Origin of the sequence: Caballeronia sp. EK (assembly GCF_014384845.1) — a bacterium.
In the GTDB taxonomy this organism is placed as follows: domain Bacteria; phylum Pseudomonadota; class Gammaproteobacteria; order Burkholderiales; family Burkholderiaceae; genus Caballeronia; species Caballeronia jiangsuensis.
Window position 1 is genome coordinate 208,683 of record NZ_JACSUE010000012.1, and the last position, 17,771, is coordinate 226,453.

Sequence of the window (17,771 nt, forward strand, 5' to 3'; positions counted from 1 at the left end):
GGCCCGGTAGCTCAGTTGGTAGAGCAGCGGATTGAAAATCCGCGTGTCGGTGGTTCGATTCCGCCCCAGGCCACCAGAATGCAAGAAGCCCGAGAGTGTCATCGCTCTCGGGCTTTTTCATTTTCTACATGCGAAAAACGGGCACGTTCGCTTGAGCGGACTGCCCGTTTTTTTCAGCTATCCGATCCTCACTTCGGATTCGCGGCGACGAAGTTCTTGAACGCGGTGTAGGCCGCCTTCTGCGTCTTGCCGTCGTTCTTCAGGAGACCGTACGCGCCTTCGCCGCCCGCGGGATCGTCATACAGCTCGTACGTCTGAATTGCCTGGATGTTGTACTTCGACGCCACCGCGACGAACTCCGCCATCATCTTGTTGCCGACGAGATAAGCCGCGATCTGCTGATCGCTACCCAGCCACGGACGCACGCCGAACTCGTTGATCCAGATCGGCTTGCCCATCTGCTGCAACGCCGCGAGCACGTCGTGGCAACCCGTGCCGCCGCACGCGTTCGTGATATCGCCCATATCCGAGTACCAGTGCCACGCGGTGATGTCCCAGCTCACGACCGGATGACCCGTGGTGCCGTCGGGTTGCGTGCCGTTCGCGAGCATCTGATCGAGACCGTAGTGCAGCCACGTGCCGCCGCCCATGATGATCTTGCCGTTCGGATCGACCGACTTCACGCCGGCGATCATCCCGCGAATCACGCCGCGCGCGATCTGGAATTTGGCGTTGTCGAATTGCTGCGGATAGACGCCGTCGACGTTGCCGGTGAGCGCGTTGGCGTCGAGTTCGTTCGTCACTTCGTAGTACGGGTATTGGTACGCGGTCGCCGTCCAGACGCCGAGCTGATAGCCCGCGTTGTAGGCGTCGGTTTCGCTGGTGAAGGCGAGGCTCATCAGCATCACCGGATATACGGTCACGCCGCCTGCTGCCATTGTCTTCGCAATGCCCGCGAGCTTGTTTGCGGTCCCCTGGCTGTACACCTCGTTCCGATAAAGCTTCACGCCGAGATCCTGCAACTGCGAGAGTTGCAGCGCCGGGCTGGAGATGTCGTAGGCGCCGCCCTCGTTGTTGTGGCCGTTCGCGCCGTAGAAGATGCTGCCGCCGGCCGCCGCATTCTTCACGACGACGTTCGCGTTGCGATTCGCTGCGGCAGCGGCTGCGGTGGAGGCCGTGTCGAAGGCTTCGTTGCTACCGCCCCCGCACGCGCCAAGCAGCAAGCTGGTTGTGACCGCGACGGCGATCAGCTTCGCGCGAGGTACGGAAAGAGCGCCGAAGATGCGATTGGCCCGAAAGTTGGTCTGAATGTAATTTTTCATTGTGTGTAGTACTAAATAGAGAGTTATGCATCGGCGAAATTGGTGCAGTTCCCGGAGCGCCGTTGGCAAAGAGCGGATCGGAAACAGACCTGCGGGTCCGCGTTTCCCCGCGGAAGGGTTTAGAAATCAAAAATCCATTCGTTATGCGAACGAATAACTCCTGCGCGATCCAATCGAGCGATCGCGCCATCACATGGAGTTAGCTGTAGCGCCGGAAGGAATTGCTGGTCCTGTTTTTGTTCAGGCAGTCATTTGTCTGTATAACGACCGGACGCCGGCCGGGTTAAGCGGATTTCCATAAATTGCCGGCTCAACTGACTTTGTGACGGCAAATAATGCCGATCTCGCCGCCAAACAAAAACCGTCCGTCGAAGCCACGCACGCCGAGCTCGGCGAACAACCGTGCTCCGTGCTAAAATTCCCGCCGAATTAAGGACTTGCCTCGTCCTCGGGCCCGCAAGTCCTTTTCTTTTCGACGCTCCGAATCGCTCGTGCGACGCGCCGGAACCTTCACCGGCGCCCGATCATCCGTCTCGAATTCCGCTATCGGCGGCATAAAGGGCGTGCGCGTCCAGGCGAAGGTCGCCGGCCTATACTGGACTCGCGGGCGTCGCGCCCGCGCCGCGCATGGTGAAGTCCGGTCGTTCCGACTGCCTGTGCGGCGTGCGACGCCAATTCATTCACGGAGTACGGAGTTTTCACGGTGACTCGGATAGACGCTAAAGACAGCGCGCTCGTGCTGTTCTCCGGCGGCCAGGACTCGGCCACGTGCCTCGCCTGGGCGCTCGAACGCTACAAGACGGTAGAGACGCTCGGCTTCGACTATGGACAGCGCCATCGCGTGGAACTCGAATGCCGCGACGGCTTTCGCGCCGCGATCGCGCGCGAGTTTCCGCAGTGGACCGAGCGTCTGGGCGAAGATCACATGATCGATTTGTCCGTGCTCGGCGCGATCAGCGATACCGCGATGACGCGCGAGATCGAGATTCAGGCGAACGCGAGCGGCTTGCCCAACACGTTCGTGCCGGGCCGCAATCTGCTGTTCGTGACGATTGCCGCCGCGGTGGCGTATCGGCGCGGGTTGAAGGTGATCGTCGGTGGCATGTGCGAGACGGACTTTTCCGGCTATCCGGATTGCCGCGACGACACGATGAAGGCGCTGCAAGTCGCGCTCAACCTCGGCATGGAAACGCGCTATGCGCTGGAAACGCCGCTGATGTGGCTCGACAAGGCCGACACATGGCGGCTCGCGGAAACGCTCGGCGGCGAATCGCTCGTCGAGTTGATCCGCGTCGAGACGCATACGTGTTATGTCGGCGAGCGCGCGGAACTGCACGACTGGGGCTTCGGTTGCGGTCAGTGCCCGGCGTGCAAGCTACGCAAGCGCGGTTACGAGGCGTATCGTGCGGGCGAGCAGGTCACCATCGCGCCGGTTTGACTTTTACGACGGGTTTTACGAGGTTCACAGGGTAGTCATGACGTACGCGGTAAAGGAAATCTTCTACACGTTGCAAGGCGAGGGCGCCAATGCCGGGCGCCCGGCCGTGTTCTGCCGCTTTGCGGGCTGCAATCTGTGGTCGGGGCGCGAGGAAGATCGCGCGGACGCGGTGTGCCAGTTTTGCGACACCGATTTCGTCGGCACGGACGGCGAGAACGGCGGCAAGTACCGGACGCCGGCGGAACTCGTCGCGAAAATTGCGTCGCTGTGGCCGGAAGGTGCGGCGCACAGATTCGTGGTGTGCACGGGCGGCGAGCCGATGCTGCAGATCGATCAGCCTTTCGTCGACGCGCTGCATGAAGCCGGCTTCGAAATGGCGATCGAAACGAACGGCTCGCTGCCCGTGCTCGAGAGCATCGACTGGATTTGCGTGAGCCCGAAAGCCGATGCGCCGCTCGTCGTCACAAAGGGCAACGAATTGAAGGTCGTTGTGCCGCAGGACAACCAGCGTCTGGCGGACTACGAGAGGCTCGACTTCGAGTACTTTCTCGTGCAGCCGATGGACGGCCCGTCGCGCGACATCAACACGAAGCTGGCGATCGATTGGTGCAAGCGCCATCCGAAGTGGCGCCTGTCGATGCAGACGCACAAATATTTGAACATCCCCTGATAAGACGGTCAGCCGACGTGCAGACGATTACCCGAAAACTCGAATTCGATGCGGGCCACCGCATTCCCGATCACCGCAGCCAGTGCCGCAATTTGCACGGGCATCGCTACGTGCTTGAAATCACGCTGCAAGGCGATCTCGTCGACGTGGAAGGCGCGCCCGACCGCGGCATGGTGATGGACTTCGCCGACGTGAAAGCGCTGGCAATGGAACATCTCGTCAACAAGTGGGATCACGCGTTCATCGTTTATGAAGGCGATGTCAACGTGCGCGAATTCCTGCAGACGCTGCCGGATCACAAGACGGTCGTGCTCGATCGCATTCCGACCGTGGAGAACCTGGCGGCGGTTGCCTTCAACATTCTCGCCGACGTCTACGACGCCCATTACGGCGTCAATCTCAAGCTAAAGCGCGTGCGTCTCTTCGAAACGCCGAACTGCTGGGCCGACGTCGAGCGCGGCTGATTTCCCGCGCGCGGGTGGCCCGGAGCACGTCCGGCGCGCGCGCGTTCGTCACGGTATGATCGTCCGATGAGTCGCCCGCCACCCGAGGCGACGAGACACGGAGCGCACGCATGCCGTCACTTCTTCTGTCGTTTTCATTTGCGCCACCGCGCGCGGTCATCCTTCAAACCGCCGAAGGAGCCGCGCGATGAGCACGTTCACCAATCCCCTGAAGCAGCGCTTTTCCGAACCGGGCACGTTGTTCGGACTATGGCTGTCGCTCGGCAGCGCCGATGCCGCCGAAGCGCTCGCGCATGCGGGCTTCGACTGGCTGTGCATCGACATGGAGCACTCGCCGAACGATAGCGCGGACGTCGTCGCTCAACTGCGCGCGATCGCCGCCGCGCATCTGCCGAGCGAGCCGATCGTGCGCGTGCCCGCCAACGAAGGCTGGCTAGTCAAACGCGCGCTCGACGCGGGCGCGCGCACGCTGATGTTCCCGAACGTGCAATCGTCCGAAGAGGCGGCGCGCATCGTGCGGCTCACGCAGTATCCGACGGAATCGGCGCTGCAAGGCTTGCGCGGCGTCGCGGGCGCTGTGCGCGCGGCGGCATACGGCATGCGCCGCGACTACATGGCGAGCGCGAATGCGCAGATCGCGACGATCGTGCAGATCGAATCGGTGGCGGCGCTCGAAGCCGTCGACGAAATCGCCGCGACGCCGGGCGTCGATTGCCTGTTCATCGGGCCCGCGGATCTGGCGGCGAGCTTGGGACATCTCGGCGACGGCAAGCATCCGGACGTGCAGGCGGCGATCACGAAAATCGTCGATGCGGCGAATCGAGCGGGCATCGCGAGCGGCATCTTCGCGCTTGATGCGGCCAGCGCGAAGCAATACGCGCAGGCGGGCATCAAGCTCGTCGCGATCGGCGCGGATGTGATGTGGCTGTTGAAGGCGACGCGCCAGGCGTTGCAGGAGGCGAGATCATGAAAACCGCCATCGCGTCGGCTGTCGCCGCGGTGAGCCTGTCGATATCGATCGGCGCCGCGCACGCCGACGACGCGCCCAAGCCGACGGATATCACCACGCAAAACGCCGTGGCCGATTACAACGCCGGCAACCTCGTCGCGGCGCGGTCGGAGTTCCGGCGCGCGGCGCAGAAGGGCGGCCGCCTCGCCCAGTTCAATTACGCGATGATGCTGCTCAACGGCGAGGGCGGCGCGGCTGACGTGCCGGAAGGCAAGAAATGGTTGCGCCGCGCCGCCGACGCGAACATGACCCACGCGCAATACGTCTACGGCAAGATGTACGACGATGGACAGTTCGTCGAGAAAGATCCGGCGGAAGCGCATCGCTGGTTCCTGCGCGCGGCGAATCAGGGGCACGTGCAGGCCGAACTCGCGCTCGCCAATCAGTTTCTCGATGGACGCGGCACCACGCGCGATAACACGCAGGCGTTCACCTGGTACAAGAAAGCGGCGCAAGGCGGCGACATGACCGCGCAATATGTCGCGGGTTCGTTCTATGAGCGCGGCGGCGATGGCGTCGAGCGGAACTTGAATGTCGCGCGTGCCTATTACGCTGCGGCGGCGGCGCAGGGCGATCCGGCCGCCAAGCTGAAATATCTGCAGTTGAGCGCAGAACTGGAGCAGCAGAAGCCGCAGTGAAGGCAGGCTCCAAAAAAGCAAAAAGCCGCGGGAGAGCCGCGGCTTTTGCGTTTGAAAGAAGGACGGCGAAAAGCTAACTCTGCATCAGCCGCTTTTGACGAGCGACGCTCATGATCAGCCCGACCGCGACGCCGAGCGTCGTCAACGCGGTCCCGCCGTAACTCATGAACGGAAGCGGCACGCCTACCACGGGCAGAATGCCGCTCACCATGCCGATATTGACGAACGCGTACGTGAAGAAGGCGAGGGTGAGCGATCCGGCCAATAATCGCCCGAAGAAAGTCGCGCCGTTCGCAGCGATGAACAGCCCGCGCGCGATGAGCGCCATGTAGAGGAAGAGCAGCACGAGCCCGCCCGCGAGCCCGAACTCCTCGGAGAACACGGCGAAGATGAAGTCGGTGTGCTTTTCGGGGATGAATTCGAGGTGCGCCTGCGTGCCCTGCAACCAGCCTTTGCCGAACGTGCCGCCCGAGCCGATCGCGATCACCGCCTGAATCGTGTGGAAGCCTTTGCCGAGCGGATCGGACGTCGGGTCGAGCAGCGTGCAGATGCGGTGCTTTTGATAGTCGTGCATCATCGGCCAGACCACGTCCGGCTGACAGATCTTGTCCTGAAAGACCGCGATGCTCGCCACCGCGATGACCGCGGCAATCAGCACCGGCAGGATCAGCTTGAAACTCAATCCGGCGAAATAGATGACGAACATGCCCGCCGCGAACACGAGTACCGCTGTGCCCAGATCCGGCTGTTTCGCGATCAGACCCACGGGCAGCAGCAAAATCACAAAGCCGACGATGTAATCCCACCAGCGAATATTGCTTTCACGCTTCTGGTAGTACCAGGCGAGCATCAGCGGCATCGCGATCTTCATGATCTCGGATGGCTGGATCACGACGCCGACGTTGAGCCAGCGTTTCGCGCCCTTGCGCGTCAACCCGAACGCGGCGACCGCGATCAGCAACGCGACGCCGACCGTATAGAGCGGCACGGCGAAGCGCATCAGCATCTGCGGCGGGATGTTGGCGAGTACCCACATCAGGCCGAAGGTCAGCATGATGTTGCGCAGCTGGTCTTCGACGCGCCCCGGCATATCGAGACTGGCGCTGTACAGCGTCACGATTCCGACGCCGAGCAGCAGGAACACGATGAGCGCAAGCGGTTTGTCGAAGCCCGCGAACATGCGCTTGGCGCGGTCCAGCAGTTCGCGCTTGTCGAATTGCATGTGCAGTTGCATGGCGGTTTCCTTTACTCGTCGATGCCGCCGGACGGCGCGAGAACGCGCACGCCGTCGTTTTCATTGCCGCGCACCATCGAGGGCGTCGGCTCGGTCGGGCGCTTTTTCGGTGCGGGCGTGCGGCCCGGCGTGGACGCGGGCAGCGCCGCCGCGGGCGCTGCGGGCGTCGCCGACGCGGCGCGCGGCTTCGAGGTTTTCGGGGCGGAAGCGGGAAGCGCCGGTGCAGAAGCCGCCTTCGCGACCTCGGGATTCGACGCAGCCTGAGGCGAAAACGCCGGCGACGAATTCGCAACGGACGCAGGCAACGCGATGGCGGCGGGTGGTTGTGTGCCTCCGATCGTCGGCAGGCCGGCATCGGTCGTCGCCGAGGCCGCCGCCGCGACAGCCGCCGCTTCCGCGCCCGGCTTCAGACGGTCGACCAGGTAATAGTCGAGCACCTTGCGCGCGATCGGCCCTGCGGATTCGGCGCCCCAACCGCCGTTCTCGACGATCAGCGCGAGCGCGATCTTCGGCTGCTCAGCCGGCGCGAACGCGATGAACAGCGCGTGGTCGCGCAGATGCTCCGCGAGCGCGTGCCCCTTGTAGTTCGCGCCCTGCAACGAATAGACCTGCGCGGTGCCGGTCTTCCCCGCCGCCAGATACGGCGCGCCCGCGAACACCTTGGCCGCCGTGCCGTTGGTGACGACGCCTTCCATCGCGCGCTTGATGAAATCCACGTCCTTTTGCTGCACGGCGATCTTGTCGCTCGGATCGCGCACGACCGGGCGCGTCGCCTTCGAAATCGGATTTTCGATATCGCGCACGAGGTGCGGCTTCATCACGACGCCGTTGTTCGCGAGCGTCGCGGTGGCATGTGCGAGTTGCAGGATCGTGAACGAGTTGTAGCCCTGACCGATGCCCAGACTGATCGTTTCGCCTTCGTACCAACGCTGCTGCTCGGGCTTGCGGTACGCCTTGCGCTTCCATTCCGTCGACGGAAGGATGCCGCGCGCCTCGCCCGCGATATCGATGCCCGTGATCTGCCCGAAGCCCCACGGCTTCATGAAGCCGGCCATCGCGTTCACGCCGAGATCGCGTGCGAGCATGTAGAAGTACGTGTCGTTCGATACGACGATCGCGCGGTTCATGTCCACCCAGCCCTGGCCCGAGCGCACGTCGTTGCGGAACGTGTGGCCGCCGAACGTGAAGTAGCCCGGATCCTGGAAACCCCAACCCGGCGTGCGCTTGTGTAGCGTCAGCGCGGCGAGCGCCATGAATGGCTTGTAGGTCGAACCCGGCGGATATGTGCCGTGCAGCGGACGGTTCAGGAGCGGGTGATCCGGCGAATTGTTGAGCGCGTCCCAAGTTTGCTGATCGATGCCGTCCACGAACGAATTCGGATCGAAGCTTGGCGCGGACACGAACGCGAGCACGTCGCCGGTGGAAGGCTCGATCGCGACGAGCGCGCCGCGTTTGCCCGCGAACGCCTGCTCGGCGACCTGCTGCAAGCCGATATCCAGCGACAACTGAAGATTGTTGCCCGGCGTCGCCTGAGTGCGCGACATCGTGCGCACCGGGCGGCCGCCCGCCGTGACTTCCACTTCCTCGAAACCGGTCAGGCCGTGCAGCTCGGTTTCGTAACTCTGCTCGACACCGATCTTGCCGACGTAATCCGTGCCCTTGTAGTTGTTGGCGTCGAGGCGCGGATCGTAGTGATCCGAGCTTTCGTCGTTGGCGTCGCTTGCGTCGTCGATGCGTTCCTGATCGCGCTGCGAAATGCGTCCGATATAGCCGATCACGTGCGCGGCAGTCGTGCCGAGCGGATATTGGCGAAACAGGCGCGCGCGCACTTCGACGCCCGGAAAACGGAAGCGCTGCGCGGTGAACTTCGCGACTTCCTCGTCGGTGAGACGCGTGCGGATCGGCAGGCTTTCGAAATTCTTCGAGTCTTCGAGCAGCTTCTTGAAACGGCGACGGTCGCGCGCGTCGATCGGAATGACTTGCGAGAGCTCGTCGATCGTCTCGTCGAGCGTGCCGTTGATCTTCGAACGCGTGATTTCCAGCGTGTACGCGGAGTAGTTCTTCGCCAGCACGACGCCGTTGCGGTCGGTGATGATGCCGCGGTTCGGCACGATCGGTGCAACGGAAATGCGGTTCTCGTTCGCCTGCAACGAGTATTTGCTGAAATGCCAGACCTGCAGATAGAGAAAACGCAGCCCGATCAGCCCGAAGCAGACGAACACGAACAGTCCCGCCGCCGCGACGCGCAGGCGGAACTTCGACAACTGTTGCTCGGTGTTCTTTATTTCGGTCATGCAGCTTTCGCGGTTTGCTCGCGATTCAAGTGTAGTTCGCGCGCGACGGTTTATTCGGTGATGCGGCGTCGCACGGCGGGACTCAGATTGGACGCGTGTCGTCCGGGTCGGCGGCGCGGCGCTGCGGCATCAGCAAAAGGAAGCTCGCGATCGGCCAGAGCAGCGCCTCGACGAATCCGTTGATCAGATAACTCCAGCCGGGGAACGCCGCGCCCGTCATCAGGCGGATGATGAAAGGCACGAGATGCGCGCCCACGAGCAGCGGCGCGACGACGAACATCTGCACGGGCAACGTCATCCACAACACGCGACGGTGAATGGTGATCGCGCCGTACGAAAGAAGCGTGTAAGCCAGCGCGTGCTCGCCGAGCAGATTCGCGTTGTGAACGTCCATCAGAATGCCGAGCATGAACGCGATGCCCATGCCGACCTTGCGCGGCTGATGCACGTTCCAGAAGAGCAGGACGAGCGCGACGAAATCCGGCACGCCGATGAGCCGCCCCCACGGCATCAGGTTCAGCAGAAACGCAGCGGCCAGACTGAACGTGATGAAGTACGGATTGACCGGCTGAAGGATGTATTGCGGGCGGTTCATCGCGCGGCTCCCGAGGATGCGGGTTTCGGCGCATGCGCCTTCTTCGACGGCTTCGCCGCCGCGCCCGAAGCCGCCTTGGGCGCCACGGCCTTCGCTGGCGGAGCCTCGGCGGGCTTGGCCGGCGCGGTCGCCGCGGGCGCGGAGCCCGGCGAAGGTGCGGACGCGCCCGCAGGCGCCGATGCGCCGCTTGCGCCCGCCGCTGCCGCCGCCTTCGGCGCGGCCTTCTTCTTGCCCTTGTTTTCCTTCGCTTCCTTGGCAGCCGCGGCCGCTTCGACTTCGATCGGATTCGGCGGCACGTTGACGTTGTAATGCAGCACGAGCAACTGACGCGCGCCGCGCACCGCCGCGATTGGCACGCAGACGACGCGCGCGAACGCAGTGTCCGCCTGCTTGTCGACGCGCAGCACCTTCGCGACCCGCAGTCCCGGCGGATAGATGCCGTCGAGGCCGCTCGTGACGAGTTCGTCGCCGGCTTGCACGTCGGCGCTGATCGGCACGAAGCGAAGATCGAGCGTGTCGCCCTTCGGCGTCCCGTAGATCACGCTGCGCAATCCGGTGCGCGCGATTTGCACCGGCACGGCCTGATCCTTGTCGGTGAGAAGCGTGACTTCCGATTGCAGCGGAAATACGCGCGTGACCTGGCCGATCACGCCGTCTTCCGTGACGACCGGTGCGCCATCCTGGATATTCTGCTGCGAGCCTTTGCCGATCACGACTTTCTGCGTGAACGGATCGCGCGTGTCGTACTGGATTTCGGCGGGCGTTTCTTCGGTGGTGGCGCGCGATTGCAGATTGAGCAGCGCGCGCAAATGCGCGTTCTCGGTGGCAAGTTGCGCTGCATCGCCGGCCTTCACGGACAGTTCCAGATTTTTGTCGGCCAGTTTCGCGTTCTGGCTGCGCAAGGTCGCGCTCGTCACGGCGAGATCGGCCGCGCCCATGAAGATGTCGCGCGGCACCAGCGCGGCGCGCTGCAACGGGTAAAGCCCCGCGCCGAGCATGCCGCGAACGATTTCCAGCGTGCTGTAGCGAGCATCTGAAATGAGCAGCGCGATGGCGAGCACCACGAAGAAGATCAGGCGCGCGAGCGCGGAGGGGCCTTGCTTGAAAAGGGGCGGCGGACTGTATTCCATGGTCGGCGCCGAGGGCGTGAACGGATGGATCGATGCTGCAGGTTTTCTCGCCGGCGGCGAACCTGCCCTACGCTGTTTCGACAACGGCCCGGACAGATGCCGGGCCGTGCGCCCGCCGCGTTACGCGGGCGTGTTTGGTTGTCGCGTCGAAGACCATTCCGCTCAGGGGACGGAGAGCGAAAGCCTTCAGCAGGGAGATCACTCGTACGAGAAGATGCTGCCGAGCTTGTCCATGCGTTCGAGCGCCATGCCCGAACCACGCACCACGCAGGTTAGCGGATCTTCGGCGACGAGCACCGGAAGGCCGGTTTCTTCCGCGAGCAGGCGGTCGAGGTCGCGCAGGAGCGCGCCGCCGCCCGTCAGCATCATGCCGCGCTCGGCGATGTCCGCGCCGAGTTCCGGCGGCGTCTGTTCCAGCGCGATCTTCACCGACGACACGATCTGGTTCAGCGGGTCCGTCAGCGCTTCGAGAATTTCGTTGCTCGAAATGGTGAAGCTGCGCGGAATGCCTTCGGACAGATTGCGGCCCTTGACTTCCATTTCCTTCACTTCGGAGCCGGGGAATGCCGAACCGATTTCCTTCTTGATGGCTTCGGCGGTTTGTTCGCCGATCAGCATGCCGTAGTTGCGGCGGATATAGTTGACGATGGCCTCGTCGAACTTGTCGCCGCCGACTCGCACCGAGCCTTTGTACACGATGCCGCCGAGCGAGATGACGCCGACTTCGGTCGTGCCGCCGCCGATGTCGACGACCATCGAGCCGGTGGCTTCCGAGACCGGCAAGCCCGCGCCGATTGCAGCGGCCATCGGTTCTTCGATCAGATAGACCTGCGAAGCGCCCGCGCCGTGTGCCGCCTCCTTGATCGCGCGACGCTCGACCTGCGTGGAGCCGCACGGCACGCAAATGATGATGCGCGGCGACGGCGAAAACATGCGGGATTCGTGAGCGGTCTTGATGAACTGCTTGATCATCTGCTCGGTGACGGTGAAGTCGGCGATCACGCCGTCCTTCATCGGGCGGATAGCCTCGATGTTGCCCGGCACTTTACCGAGCATCTGCTTGGCTTCCTTGCCTACCGCCTGAATCGTCTTCTTGCCGTTGGGGCCGCCTTCCTGGCGAATGGAAACGACCGAAGGCTCGTCGAGGACGATGCCCTTGCCGCGCATGTAGATCAGCGTGTTGGCGGTGCCGAGGTCAATCGCCAGGTCGTTGGAGAAATAGCTGCGCAAAAAACCGAACATTCAAAAATCCTGTCTCGCTGGGTGGCCGTTCGTCGCGAGGAGCGCCGGGGACGGCAGCGGAAAAAATAACGGTTTGCCGGGGCGGCGAACGCTCGCCGCGAAGTGCAAATCCGGGAAGAAATCTACCGCAGAATGGAACGCCGCACGCAAACGTTTCTCACAATTCAATGATTCAGGGAGAAAGCCGCTGACAAGCCGATCCAGAGGTGAGTCGAACGTGTAATGATACCTTATAATTTGGGGGTATCTATAGGAAAAGGATGGCACTTTATGCCATCGCCAGACCTGCTTCCGAGGGCTCCTTTCAAGATCGTAACTGGCTGTCACAGCGAAGGTTTTCGAGATTGAGGCTGTCCACGCTTTCTCCGGTGATTCCATGTCTTTGACCCTGACCGACGTAAAACGCATCGCGCACCTCGCGCGGCTCGAATTGCCCGACCACGAAGCCGAACCCACGCTCGCGCGTCTCAACGATTTTTTCGGCCTCGTCGAGCAGATGCAGGCCGTCGATACGACCGGCATCGAACCGCTCGCGCATCCGATCGAGCAGATCGAGGAAGTCGCGCTGCGTCTGCGTGACGACGCTGTCTCAGAGCGTGTCGAGCGCGAAGAGTTCCAGCGTTCCGCGCCTGCCGTGCAGGACGGGCTCTATCTCGTGCCGAAAGTGATCGAATAAGGCGCTTCACGCGCCCATCAAGTGACATTGCGCGCGGATCGAATGCCCGCGCTCATCAGGGAACTGCAATGCATCAAAAGAGCTTGACCGAACTGCGCGCGGCGCTCGACTCGAAGGAAGTCTCCGCGGTCGAACTGGCGCAGTCGTATCTGCAACGCATCGAGGCCGCGAAGGCGTTGAATGCGTTCATCGGCGTCGATTCCGAGCTCACGCTCGAACAGGCGAAAGCCGCCGACGCGCTCATTGCCCAAGGCAATGCCGGTGCGCTCACGGGCCTGCCGATCGCGCACAAGGACGTCTTCGTCACGCGCGGCTGGGCGTCGACGGCCGGCTCGCACATGCTCGAAAACTACGCGAGCCCGTTCGATGCGACCGTCGTCGATCGTCTGAAGCACGCCGGCATGGTGTGCCTCGGCAAGACCAACATGGACGAGTTCGCGATGGGCTCGTCCAACGAGAATTCGTACTTCGGCGCGGTGAAGAATCCGTGGGATCTCAAGGCGGTGCCGGGCGGCTCGTCGGGCGGCTCGGCCGCTGCCGTGGCCGCGCGTCTCGCGCCCGCCGCGACCGGCACCGATACCGGCGGCTCGATCCGCCAGCCCGCGTCGTTCACCGGCATCACGGGCATCAAGCCGACTTACGGCCGCGTTTCGCGTTACGGAATGATCGCGTTCGCATCGTCGCTGGATCAGGGCGGCCCGATGGCGCAGACCGCGCACGACTGCGCGCTGCTGCTCAACGCGATGGGCGGCTTCGACGAGCGCGACTCGACCAGCCTGCAACGCGAGAACGAAGACTACACGCGCTATCTCGGCAAGACATGGAACGGCGGCGATGCGGGCAAGCCGCTCGCGGGCCTGCGCATCGGCATGCCGAAGGAGTACTTCGGCGCCGGTCTCGCCGACGATGTGCGCGCGTCCATCGACGCGGCATTGAAGCAATACGAAGCGCTCGGCGCGACGCTCGTCGAGGTTTCGCTGCCGCAGACCGAGTTGTCGATTCCCGTGTACTACGTCATCGCGCCGGCGGAGGCTTCGTCGAACCTGTCGCGCTTCGATGGCGTGCGCTACGGGCATCGCGCGGCCGAGTACCGCGATCTGCTCGACATGTACAAGAAGTCGCGCGCGGAAGGCTTCGGGCCGGAGGTGAAGCGCCGGATTCTGGTCGGCACGTATGTGCTGTCGCACGGCTATTACGACGCGTACTACCTGCAGGCGCAGAAGATCCGCCGCATCATCGCGCGGGACTTCCAGGAAGCGTTCAGGCACTGCGACGTCATCATGGGACCGGTCGCGCCGTCCGTCGCGTGGAATCTCGGCGAGAAGACCGACGATCCCGTGCAGATGTATCTCGCCGATATCTACACGCTGTCCGTGAGCCTCGCCGGCCTGCCCGGCATGAGCGTGCCGTGCGGCTTCGGCGCGGGCGCGAACGCGAGTCGTCCGGTCGGCCTGCAGATCGTCGGCAACTATTTCAACGAAGCCCGGATGCTCCAGGTCGCCGACGCGTTCCAGCGCGCGACCGACTGGCACCGCAAGGCACCATCGGCATCGGGAGTGTGAACATGCAGTGGGAAGTCGTCATCGGTCTGGAAACGCACGCGCAGCTTTCCACCGTCTCCAAGATTTTTTCGGGTGCGCCGACTCAGTTCGGCGCGAGCCCGAACTCGCAGGCGAGTCCCGTCGATCTCGCGTTGCCCGGCGTGCTGCCCGTGATGAACCGCGGCGCTGTCGAGCGCGCGATCCGCTTCGGGCTTTCGATCGGCGCGCACATCGCACCGCGCAGCATCTTCGCGCGCAAGAACTACTTCTATCCGGATCTTCCGAAGGGCTATCAGATCAGCCAGTACGAGATTCCGGTCGTGCAGGGCGGTCAGATCACGATCCAGGTTCCGGCCAACGAAAAGACGGGCAAGGAAGCGTATTCGAAGACCGTCAACCTGACGCGCGCTCACCTCGAAGAGGACGCGGGCAAGTCGCTGCACGAAGACTTCGCGGGCATGACAGGCATCGACCTGAACCGCGCGGGCACGCCGCTGCTCGAGATCGTCACGGAGCCGGAAATGCGCAGCGCGGCGGAAGCGGTCGCGTATGCGAAGGCGCTGCATGGCCTCGTCGTGTGGCTCGGCATTTGTGACGGCAACATGCAGGAAGGTTCGTTCCGTTGCGACGCGAACGTGTCGGTGCGTCCGGTCGGCCAGAAGGAATTCGGCACGCGCGCCGAGATCAAGAACCTGAACTCGTTCCGTTTTCTCGAAGAAGCGATTCAATACGAAGTGCGTCGTCAGATCGAGCTGATCGAAGATGGCGGCACGGTGGTTCAGGAAACGCGTCTTTACGATCCGGACAAGCGCGAAACGCGCTCGATGCGCAGCAAGGAAGACGCGCACGATTACCGCTATTTCCCGGACCCGGACCTGATGCCGCTCGTGATCGAATCGTCGTGGGTCGAGCGCGTGAAGGGCGAAATGCCCGAGCTTCCGGCGGACATGCAGAAGCGTTTCGTCGATACCTACGGCCTCACGCCGTATGACGCGGGCGTGCTGACATCGTCGAAGGCGATGGCGTCGTACTTCGAGGCGCTCGTGCAGAAAGCGGGCGCGGCGCAAGCGAAGATCGCCGCGAACTGGATGATGGGCGACGTCTCCGCGCAACTGAACCGCGAATCGCTCGACATCGGCGAATCGCCGGTTTCGAGCGCACAGCTCGCGCTGATCCTGCAACGCATCGCCGACGGCACCATCTCCAACAAGATCGCGAAGGACATCTTCCAGACGATCTGGGACGAGAAGGCGACGGACGATGCTGCCGCGGACCGCATCATCGACGCGAAGGGCCTGAAGCAGATTTCCGACACCGGCGCGCTCGAAGCGATCATCGACGAAGTGCTCGCGGCGAACCAGAAATCGGTCGACGAATTCCGCGCGGGCAAGGAGAAGGCGTTCAATGCGCTGATCGGCCAGGCGATGAAGGCGACCAAGGGCAAGGCGAATCCGCAGCAGGTGAACGAGTTGCTGAAGAAAAAGTTATCCTGATAGCTTGTCCCGACGCGGGATGAATGGGCTGCTGCCGGTTGAGCCTGGCAGCAGCCCGTTTTTCATTGGCGAACCCAAGAACAAAGAGACATGGCAAAGAAACCCGGACTCGACGACTTTCGCGTGCCATTCTTCGACGGCGGCAAGAAGCTGAAGCCGTTCGACCTGAGCGCGATCGATCCCGCCGCGAAGCCGTTTTCGAGCGGCTCGAAAGATGAAGATCGCGAACGCCTCACGGCGATCGGCGTGCAACTCGACGACCTTCAGGAGAAGCTCCACGCGCAGCGCCGCCGCCGCGTGCTGCTGGTGCTGCAAGGCATGGACACGAGCGGCAAGGACGGCACCGTGCGCGCTGTTTTCCACGATGTCGATCCGCTCGGCTTGCGCATCGTGCCGTTCCGCGCGCCGTCGGAGCGCGAGGCCGCGCACGATTTCCTGTGGCGCGTGCATGCGCAGGCGCCGCAGGCCGGCGAGTTCGCGATCTTCAATCGCAGCCACTACGAAGACGTGCTCGTGCCGCGCGTGCTGAAGCAGATCGATGCCGACGAATGCGAGCGGCGTTATCGCCATATTCGCGACTTCGAGTCGCTGCTCGCGGATAGCGGCACGACCATCGTCAAATGCTTCCTGCATATCTCGAAGGACGAGCAGCGCGAGCGCCTGCAGGCGCGCATCGACGATCCGACGAAGCACTGGAAGTTCGACGTCTCCGATCTCGACGCGCGCAAGGAGTGGGACGACTATCAGGCGGCGTATGCGGATACGCTCGGCGCGACGTCGACCGAATATGCGCCGTGGTACATCATTCCGGGCAATTCGAAGACGCATCGGAACGTGATGGTCGCCGAGCTGCTGTTGCGCACGATGCAGGACATGAAGCTCGAATTTCCGCCCGCGAAGGAATCGCTCAAGGGCGTGAAGGTCGAATAAAACGAACTCAAAAAAGAGGAAGCGTATGTTTCGCGTGATTACCGCCAATCTGAACGGCATCCGTTCGGCCGCCAAGAAAGGATTCTTCGACTGGTTCGGCGAGCAGAAATCCGACGTCGTGTGCGTGCAGGAAATCAAGTGCTCGCAAGACGACCTGACGCCGGAATTTCTCGCGCCGCACGGCTTTCAGGGCTATTTCCAGCACGCGGTGAAGAAGGGTTACAGCGGCGCGGGCCTTTACACGCGTCACGAGCCGGACGACGTGATCATCGGTTTCGGCTCGGCAGAGTTCGATCCGGAAGGGCGCTACGTGGAAGCGCGTTTCGGCAAGCTGTCGGTGGTGTCGGTGTACGTGCCGTCGGGGTCCAGCGGCGACGAGCGTCAGCAGGCCAAGTATCGCTTCATGGACGAGTTCATGCCGCATCTCGACGCGCTGTCGAAAGAGCGCGAAGTGATTCTGTGCGGCGACGTGAACATCGTGCACAAGGAAATCGACATCAAGAACTGGAAGAGCAACCAGAAGAACTCTGGGTGCCTGCCGGAAGAACGCGCGTGGCTCACGAAGCTCTTCGACGATGTCGGTTATGTCGATGTGTTCCGCACGCTGGATCAGCGCCCCGAGCAGTACACGTGGTGGAGCAATCGCGGTCAGGCGTATGCGAAGAACGTCGGGTGGCGTATCGACTATCAGATCGCGACGCAGGAAGTCGCCGCGACCGCGAAGAAGACGTCGATTTTCAGGGATATCAAGTTTAGCGATCATGCGCCGCTGACTATTGATTACGACTGGAAAATCGCGAAAGGGAAGAAGTAAGGTTCTGGCCTCTATGGATGGCCTGTATTCGTGGTGGTCTATTAGCACTGCCCCTCCCCGGGGCGGGGGTCACTTTCTTTGCTGCTGCAAAGAAAGCAACTGTATTGAGAGTCAAGCGGTAGTGAGCAAAGAATCAAGGTTTTGGGGGATTCCAGGCCGTGCCATCGCGCATCATGGCGTTGAGCTGCGTGAGGAGTTTTCGCATGCCTGCGACGAAGGCGACCTTGGTTTTTTTGCCTCTGGCGCGTAGCTGATCGCAGAACGCCTTGAGATAGGGATTG

General features: G+C 62.8%; 16 protein-coding genes, 1 tRNA gene and 1 pseudogene. 11 read left to right on the forward strand and 7 right to left on the reverse strand.

Annotated features, from left to right (window positions below):
• Positions 1-76 (forward strand) — tRNA-Phe (locus tag IAG25_RS30850).
• Positions 77-188: 112 nt separating this feature from the next.
• Here IAG25_RS30850 and IAG25_RS30855 read toward each other — a convergent pair.
• The gene (locus tag IAG25_RS30855) at positions 189-1,322 is read right to left on the reverse strand and encodes a lipopolysaccharide biosynthesis protein (RefSeq protein ID WP_255504053.1); all 1,134 of its coding nucleotides are present in this window, start codon (positions 1,320-1,322) and stop codon (positions 189-191) included.
• 703 nt (positions 1,323-2,025) lie between these two features.
• Between IAG25_RS30855 and queC the strand changes: the two genes are divergently transcribed.
• The 5 genes from queC to IAG25_RS30880 all read left to right on the forward strand — a co-directional run bounded on the left by queC (position 2,026) and on the right by IAG25_RS30880 (position 5,541).
• Positions 2,026-2,760, forward strand: a complete 735-nt coding sequence (queC, locus tag IAG25_RS30860; RefSeq protein ID WP_035509741.1) for a 7-cyano-7-deazaguanine synthase QueC — start codon at positions 2,026-2,028, stop codon at positions 2,758-2,760.
• A gap of 37 nt (positions 2,761-2,797) precedes the next feature.
• Complete coding sequence (queE, locus tag IAG25_RS30865; protein ID WP_187608214.1) at positions 2,798-3,430, forward strand: 7-carboxy-7-deazaguanine synthase; 633 nt, start codon at positions 2,798-2,800, stop codon at positions 3,428-3,430.
• A gap of 17 nt (positions 3,431-3,447) precedes the next feature.
• On the forward strand, positions 3,448-3,894 hold the full coding sequence (gene queD, locus IAG25_RS30870) for a 6-carboxytetrahydropterin synthase QueD (protein WP_187608215.1): 447 nt from the start codon (positions 3,448-3,450) through the stop codon (positions 3,892-3,894).
• 187 nt (positions 3,895-4,081) lie between these two features.
• Positions 4,082-4,864 carry an HpcH/HpaI aldolase family protein gene (locus IAG25_RS30875; protein WP_187608216.1) on the forward strand — a complete coding sequence of 261 codons (783 nt, stop codon included), beginning with the start codon at positions 4,082-4,084 and terminating at the stop codon, positions 4,862-4,864.
• Entirely contained in the window at positions 4,861-5,541 is a 681-nt protein-coding gene (locus IAG25_RS30880) for a tetratricopeptide repeat protein (RefSeq protein ID WP_187608217.1), read from the forward strand. The genes IAG25_RS30875 and IAG25_RS30880 overlap by 4 nt, the downstream gene beginning before the upstream one ends.
• A gap of 73 nt (positions 5,542-5,614) precedes the next feature.
• On the opposite strand, the gene rodA is transcribed toward IAG25_RS30880, so the two are convergent.
• The 5 genes from rodA to IAG25_RS30905 form a co-directional block, all read right to left on the reverse strand.
• Positions 5,615-6,763: a rod shape-determining protein RodA gene (rodA, locus tag IAG25_RS30885; RefSeq protein WP_187608237.1), complete on the reverse strand. Its 1,149-nt coding sequence runs from the start codon at positions 6,761-6,763 to the stop codon at positions 5,615-5,617.
• 23 nt (positions 6,764-6,786) lie between these two features.
• Positions 6,787-9,069, reverse strand: coding sequence for a penicillin-binding protein 2 (gene mrdA, locus IAG25_RS30890; RefSeq protein ID WP_187608218.1), 2,283 nt, complete (start codon positions 9,067-9,069; stop codon positions 6,787-6,789).
• A gap of 82 nt (positions 9,070-9,151) precedes the next feature.
• Positions 9,152-9,664: a rod shape-determining protein MreD gene (gene mreD, locus IAG25_RS30895; protein ID WP_008352165.1), complete on the reverse strand. Its 513-nt coding sequence runs from the start codon at positions 9,662-9,664 to the stop codon at positions 9,152-9,154.
• Complete coding sequence (gene mreC / locus IAG25_RS30900) at positions 9,661-10,794, reverse strand: rod shape-determining protein MreC (protein WP_187608219.1); 1,134 nt, start codon at positions 10,792-10,794, stop codon at positions 9,661-9,663. The genes mreD and mreC overlap by 4 nt, the downstream gene beginning before the upstream one ends.
• 198 nt (positions 10,795-10,992) lie before the next feature.
• Positions 10,993-12,036: a rod shape-determining protein gene (locus tag IAG25_RS30905; RefSeq protein WP_004189550.1), complete on the reverse strand. Its 1,044-nt coding sequence runs from the start codon at positions 12,034-12,036 to the stop codon at positions 10,993-10,995.
• A gap of 376 nt (positions 12,037-12,412) precedes the next feature.
• On the opposite strand from IAG25_RS30905, the gene gatC reads away from it, so the two are divergent.
• The 5 genes from gatC (at position 12,413) to IAG25_RS30930 (ending at position 17,490) form a co-directional block, all read left to right on the forward strand.
• Positions 12,413-12,712, forward strand: a complete 300-nt coding sequence (gene gatC / locus IAG25_RS30910; RefSeq protein WP_035509719.1) for an Asp-tRNA(Asn)/Glu-tRNA(Gln) amidotransferase subunit GatC — start codon at positions 12,413-12,415, stop codon at positions 12,710-12,712.
• Positions 12,713-12,780: 68 nt separating this feature from the next.
• Complete coding sequence (gene gatA / locus IAG25_RS30915) at positions 12,781-14,274, forward strand: Asp-tRNA(Asn)/Glu-tRNA(Gln) amidotransferase subunit GatA (protein ID WP_187608220.1); 1,494 nt, start codon at positions 12,781-12,783, stop codon at positions 14,272-14,274.
• Between the two features lie 2 nt (positions 14,275-14,276).
• Positions 14,277-15,746 carry an Asp-tRNA(Asn)/Glu-tRNA(Gln) amidotransferase subunit GatB gene (gene gatB, locus IAG25_RS30920; protein ID WP_187608221.1) on the forward strand — a complete coding sequence of 490 codons (1,470 nt, stop codon included), beginning with the start codon at positions 14,277-14,279 and terminating at the stop codon, positions 15,744-15,746.
• 90 nt (positions 15,747-15,836) lie between these two features.
• Positions 15,837-16,676, forward strand: a complete 840-nt coding sequence (locus IAG25_RS30925; protein WP_187608222.1) for a polyphosphate kinase 2 family protein — start codon at positions 15,837-15,839, stop codon at positions 16,674-16,676.
• A gap of 25 nt (positions 16,677-16,701) precedes the next feature.
• Positions 16,702-17,490: an exodeoxyribonuclease III gene (locus IAG25_RS30930; RefSeq protein ID WP_035509709.1), complete on the forward strand. Its 789-nt coding sequence runs from the start codon at positions 16,702-16,704 to the stop codon at positions 17,488-17,490.
• 133 nt (positions 17,491-17,623) lie between these two features.
• On the opposite strand, the pseudogene IAG25_RS42530 reads toward IAG25_RS30930, so the two are convergent.
• Positions 17,624-17,771: pseudogene (locus tag IAG25_RS42530) on the reverse strand (IS110 family transposase); the annotation flags it as partial.

Bases quoted from the DNA above. Each gene is read 5' to 3' on its own strand.
- IAG25_RS30855 (WP_255504053.1), bottom strand. From the start codon at position 1,322: ATGAAAAATTACATTCAGACCAACTTTCGGGCCAATCGCATCTTCGGC.
- queE (WP_187608214.1), top strand. From the start codon at position 2,798: ATGACGTACGCGGTAAAGGAAATCTTCTACACGTTGCAAGGCGAGGGC.
- IAG25_RS30875 (WP_187608216.1), top strand. From the start codon at position 4,082: ATGAGCACGTTCACCAATCCCCTGAAGCAGCGCTTTTCCGAACCGGGC.
- IAG25_RS30880 (WP_187608217.1), top strand. From the start codon at position 4,861: ATGAAAACCGCCATCGCGTCGGCTGTCGCCGCGGTGAGCCTGTCGATA.
- rodA (WP_187608237.1), bottom strand. From the start codon at position 6,763: ATGCAATTCGACAAGCGCGAACTGCTGGACCGCGCCAAGCGCATGTTC.
- mrdA (WP_187608218.1), bottom strand. From the start codon at position 9,069: ATGACCGAAATAAAGAACACCGAGCAACAGTTGTCGAAGTTCCGCCTG.
- mreD (WP_008352165.1), bottom strand. From the start codon at position 9,664: ATGAACCGCCCGCAATACATCCTTCAGCCGGTCAATCCGTACTTCATC.
- mreC (WP_187608219.1), bottom strand. From the start codon at position 10,794: ATGGAATACAGTCCGCCGCCCCTTTTCAAGCAAGGCCCCTCCGCGCTC.
- IAG25_RS30905 (WP_004189550.1), bottom strand. From the start codon at position 12,036: ATGTTCGGTTTTTTGCGCAGCTATTTCTCCAACGACCTGGCGATTGAC.
- gatC (WP_035509719.1), top strand. From the start codon at position 12,413: ATGTCTTTGACCCTGACCGACGTAAAACGCATCGCGCACCTCGCGCGG.
- gatA (WP_187608220.1), top strand. From the start codon at position 12,781: ATGCATCAAAAGAGCTTGACCGAACTGCGCGCGGCGCTCGACTCGAAG.
- gatB (WP_187608221.1), top strand. From the start codon at position 14,277: ATGCAGTGGGAAGTCGTCATCGGTCTGGAAACGCACGCGCAGCTTTCC.
- IAG25_RS30925 (WP_187608222.1), top strand. From the start codon at position 15,837: ATGGCAAAGAAACCCGGACTCGACGACTTTCGCGTGCCATTCTTCGAC.
- IAG25_RS30930 (WP_035509709.1), top strand. From the start codon at position 16,702: ATGTTTCGCGTGATTACCGCCAATCTGAACGGCATCCGTTCGGCCGCC.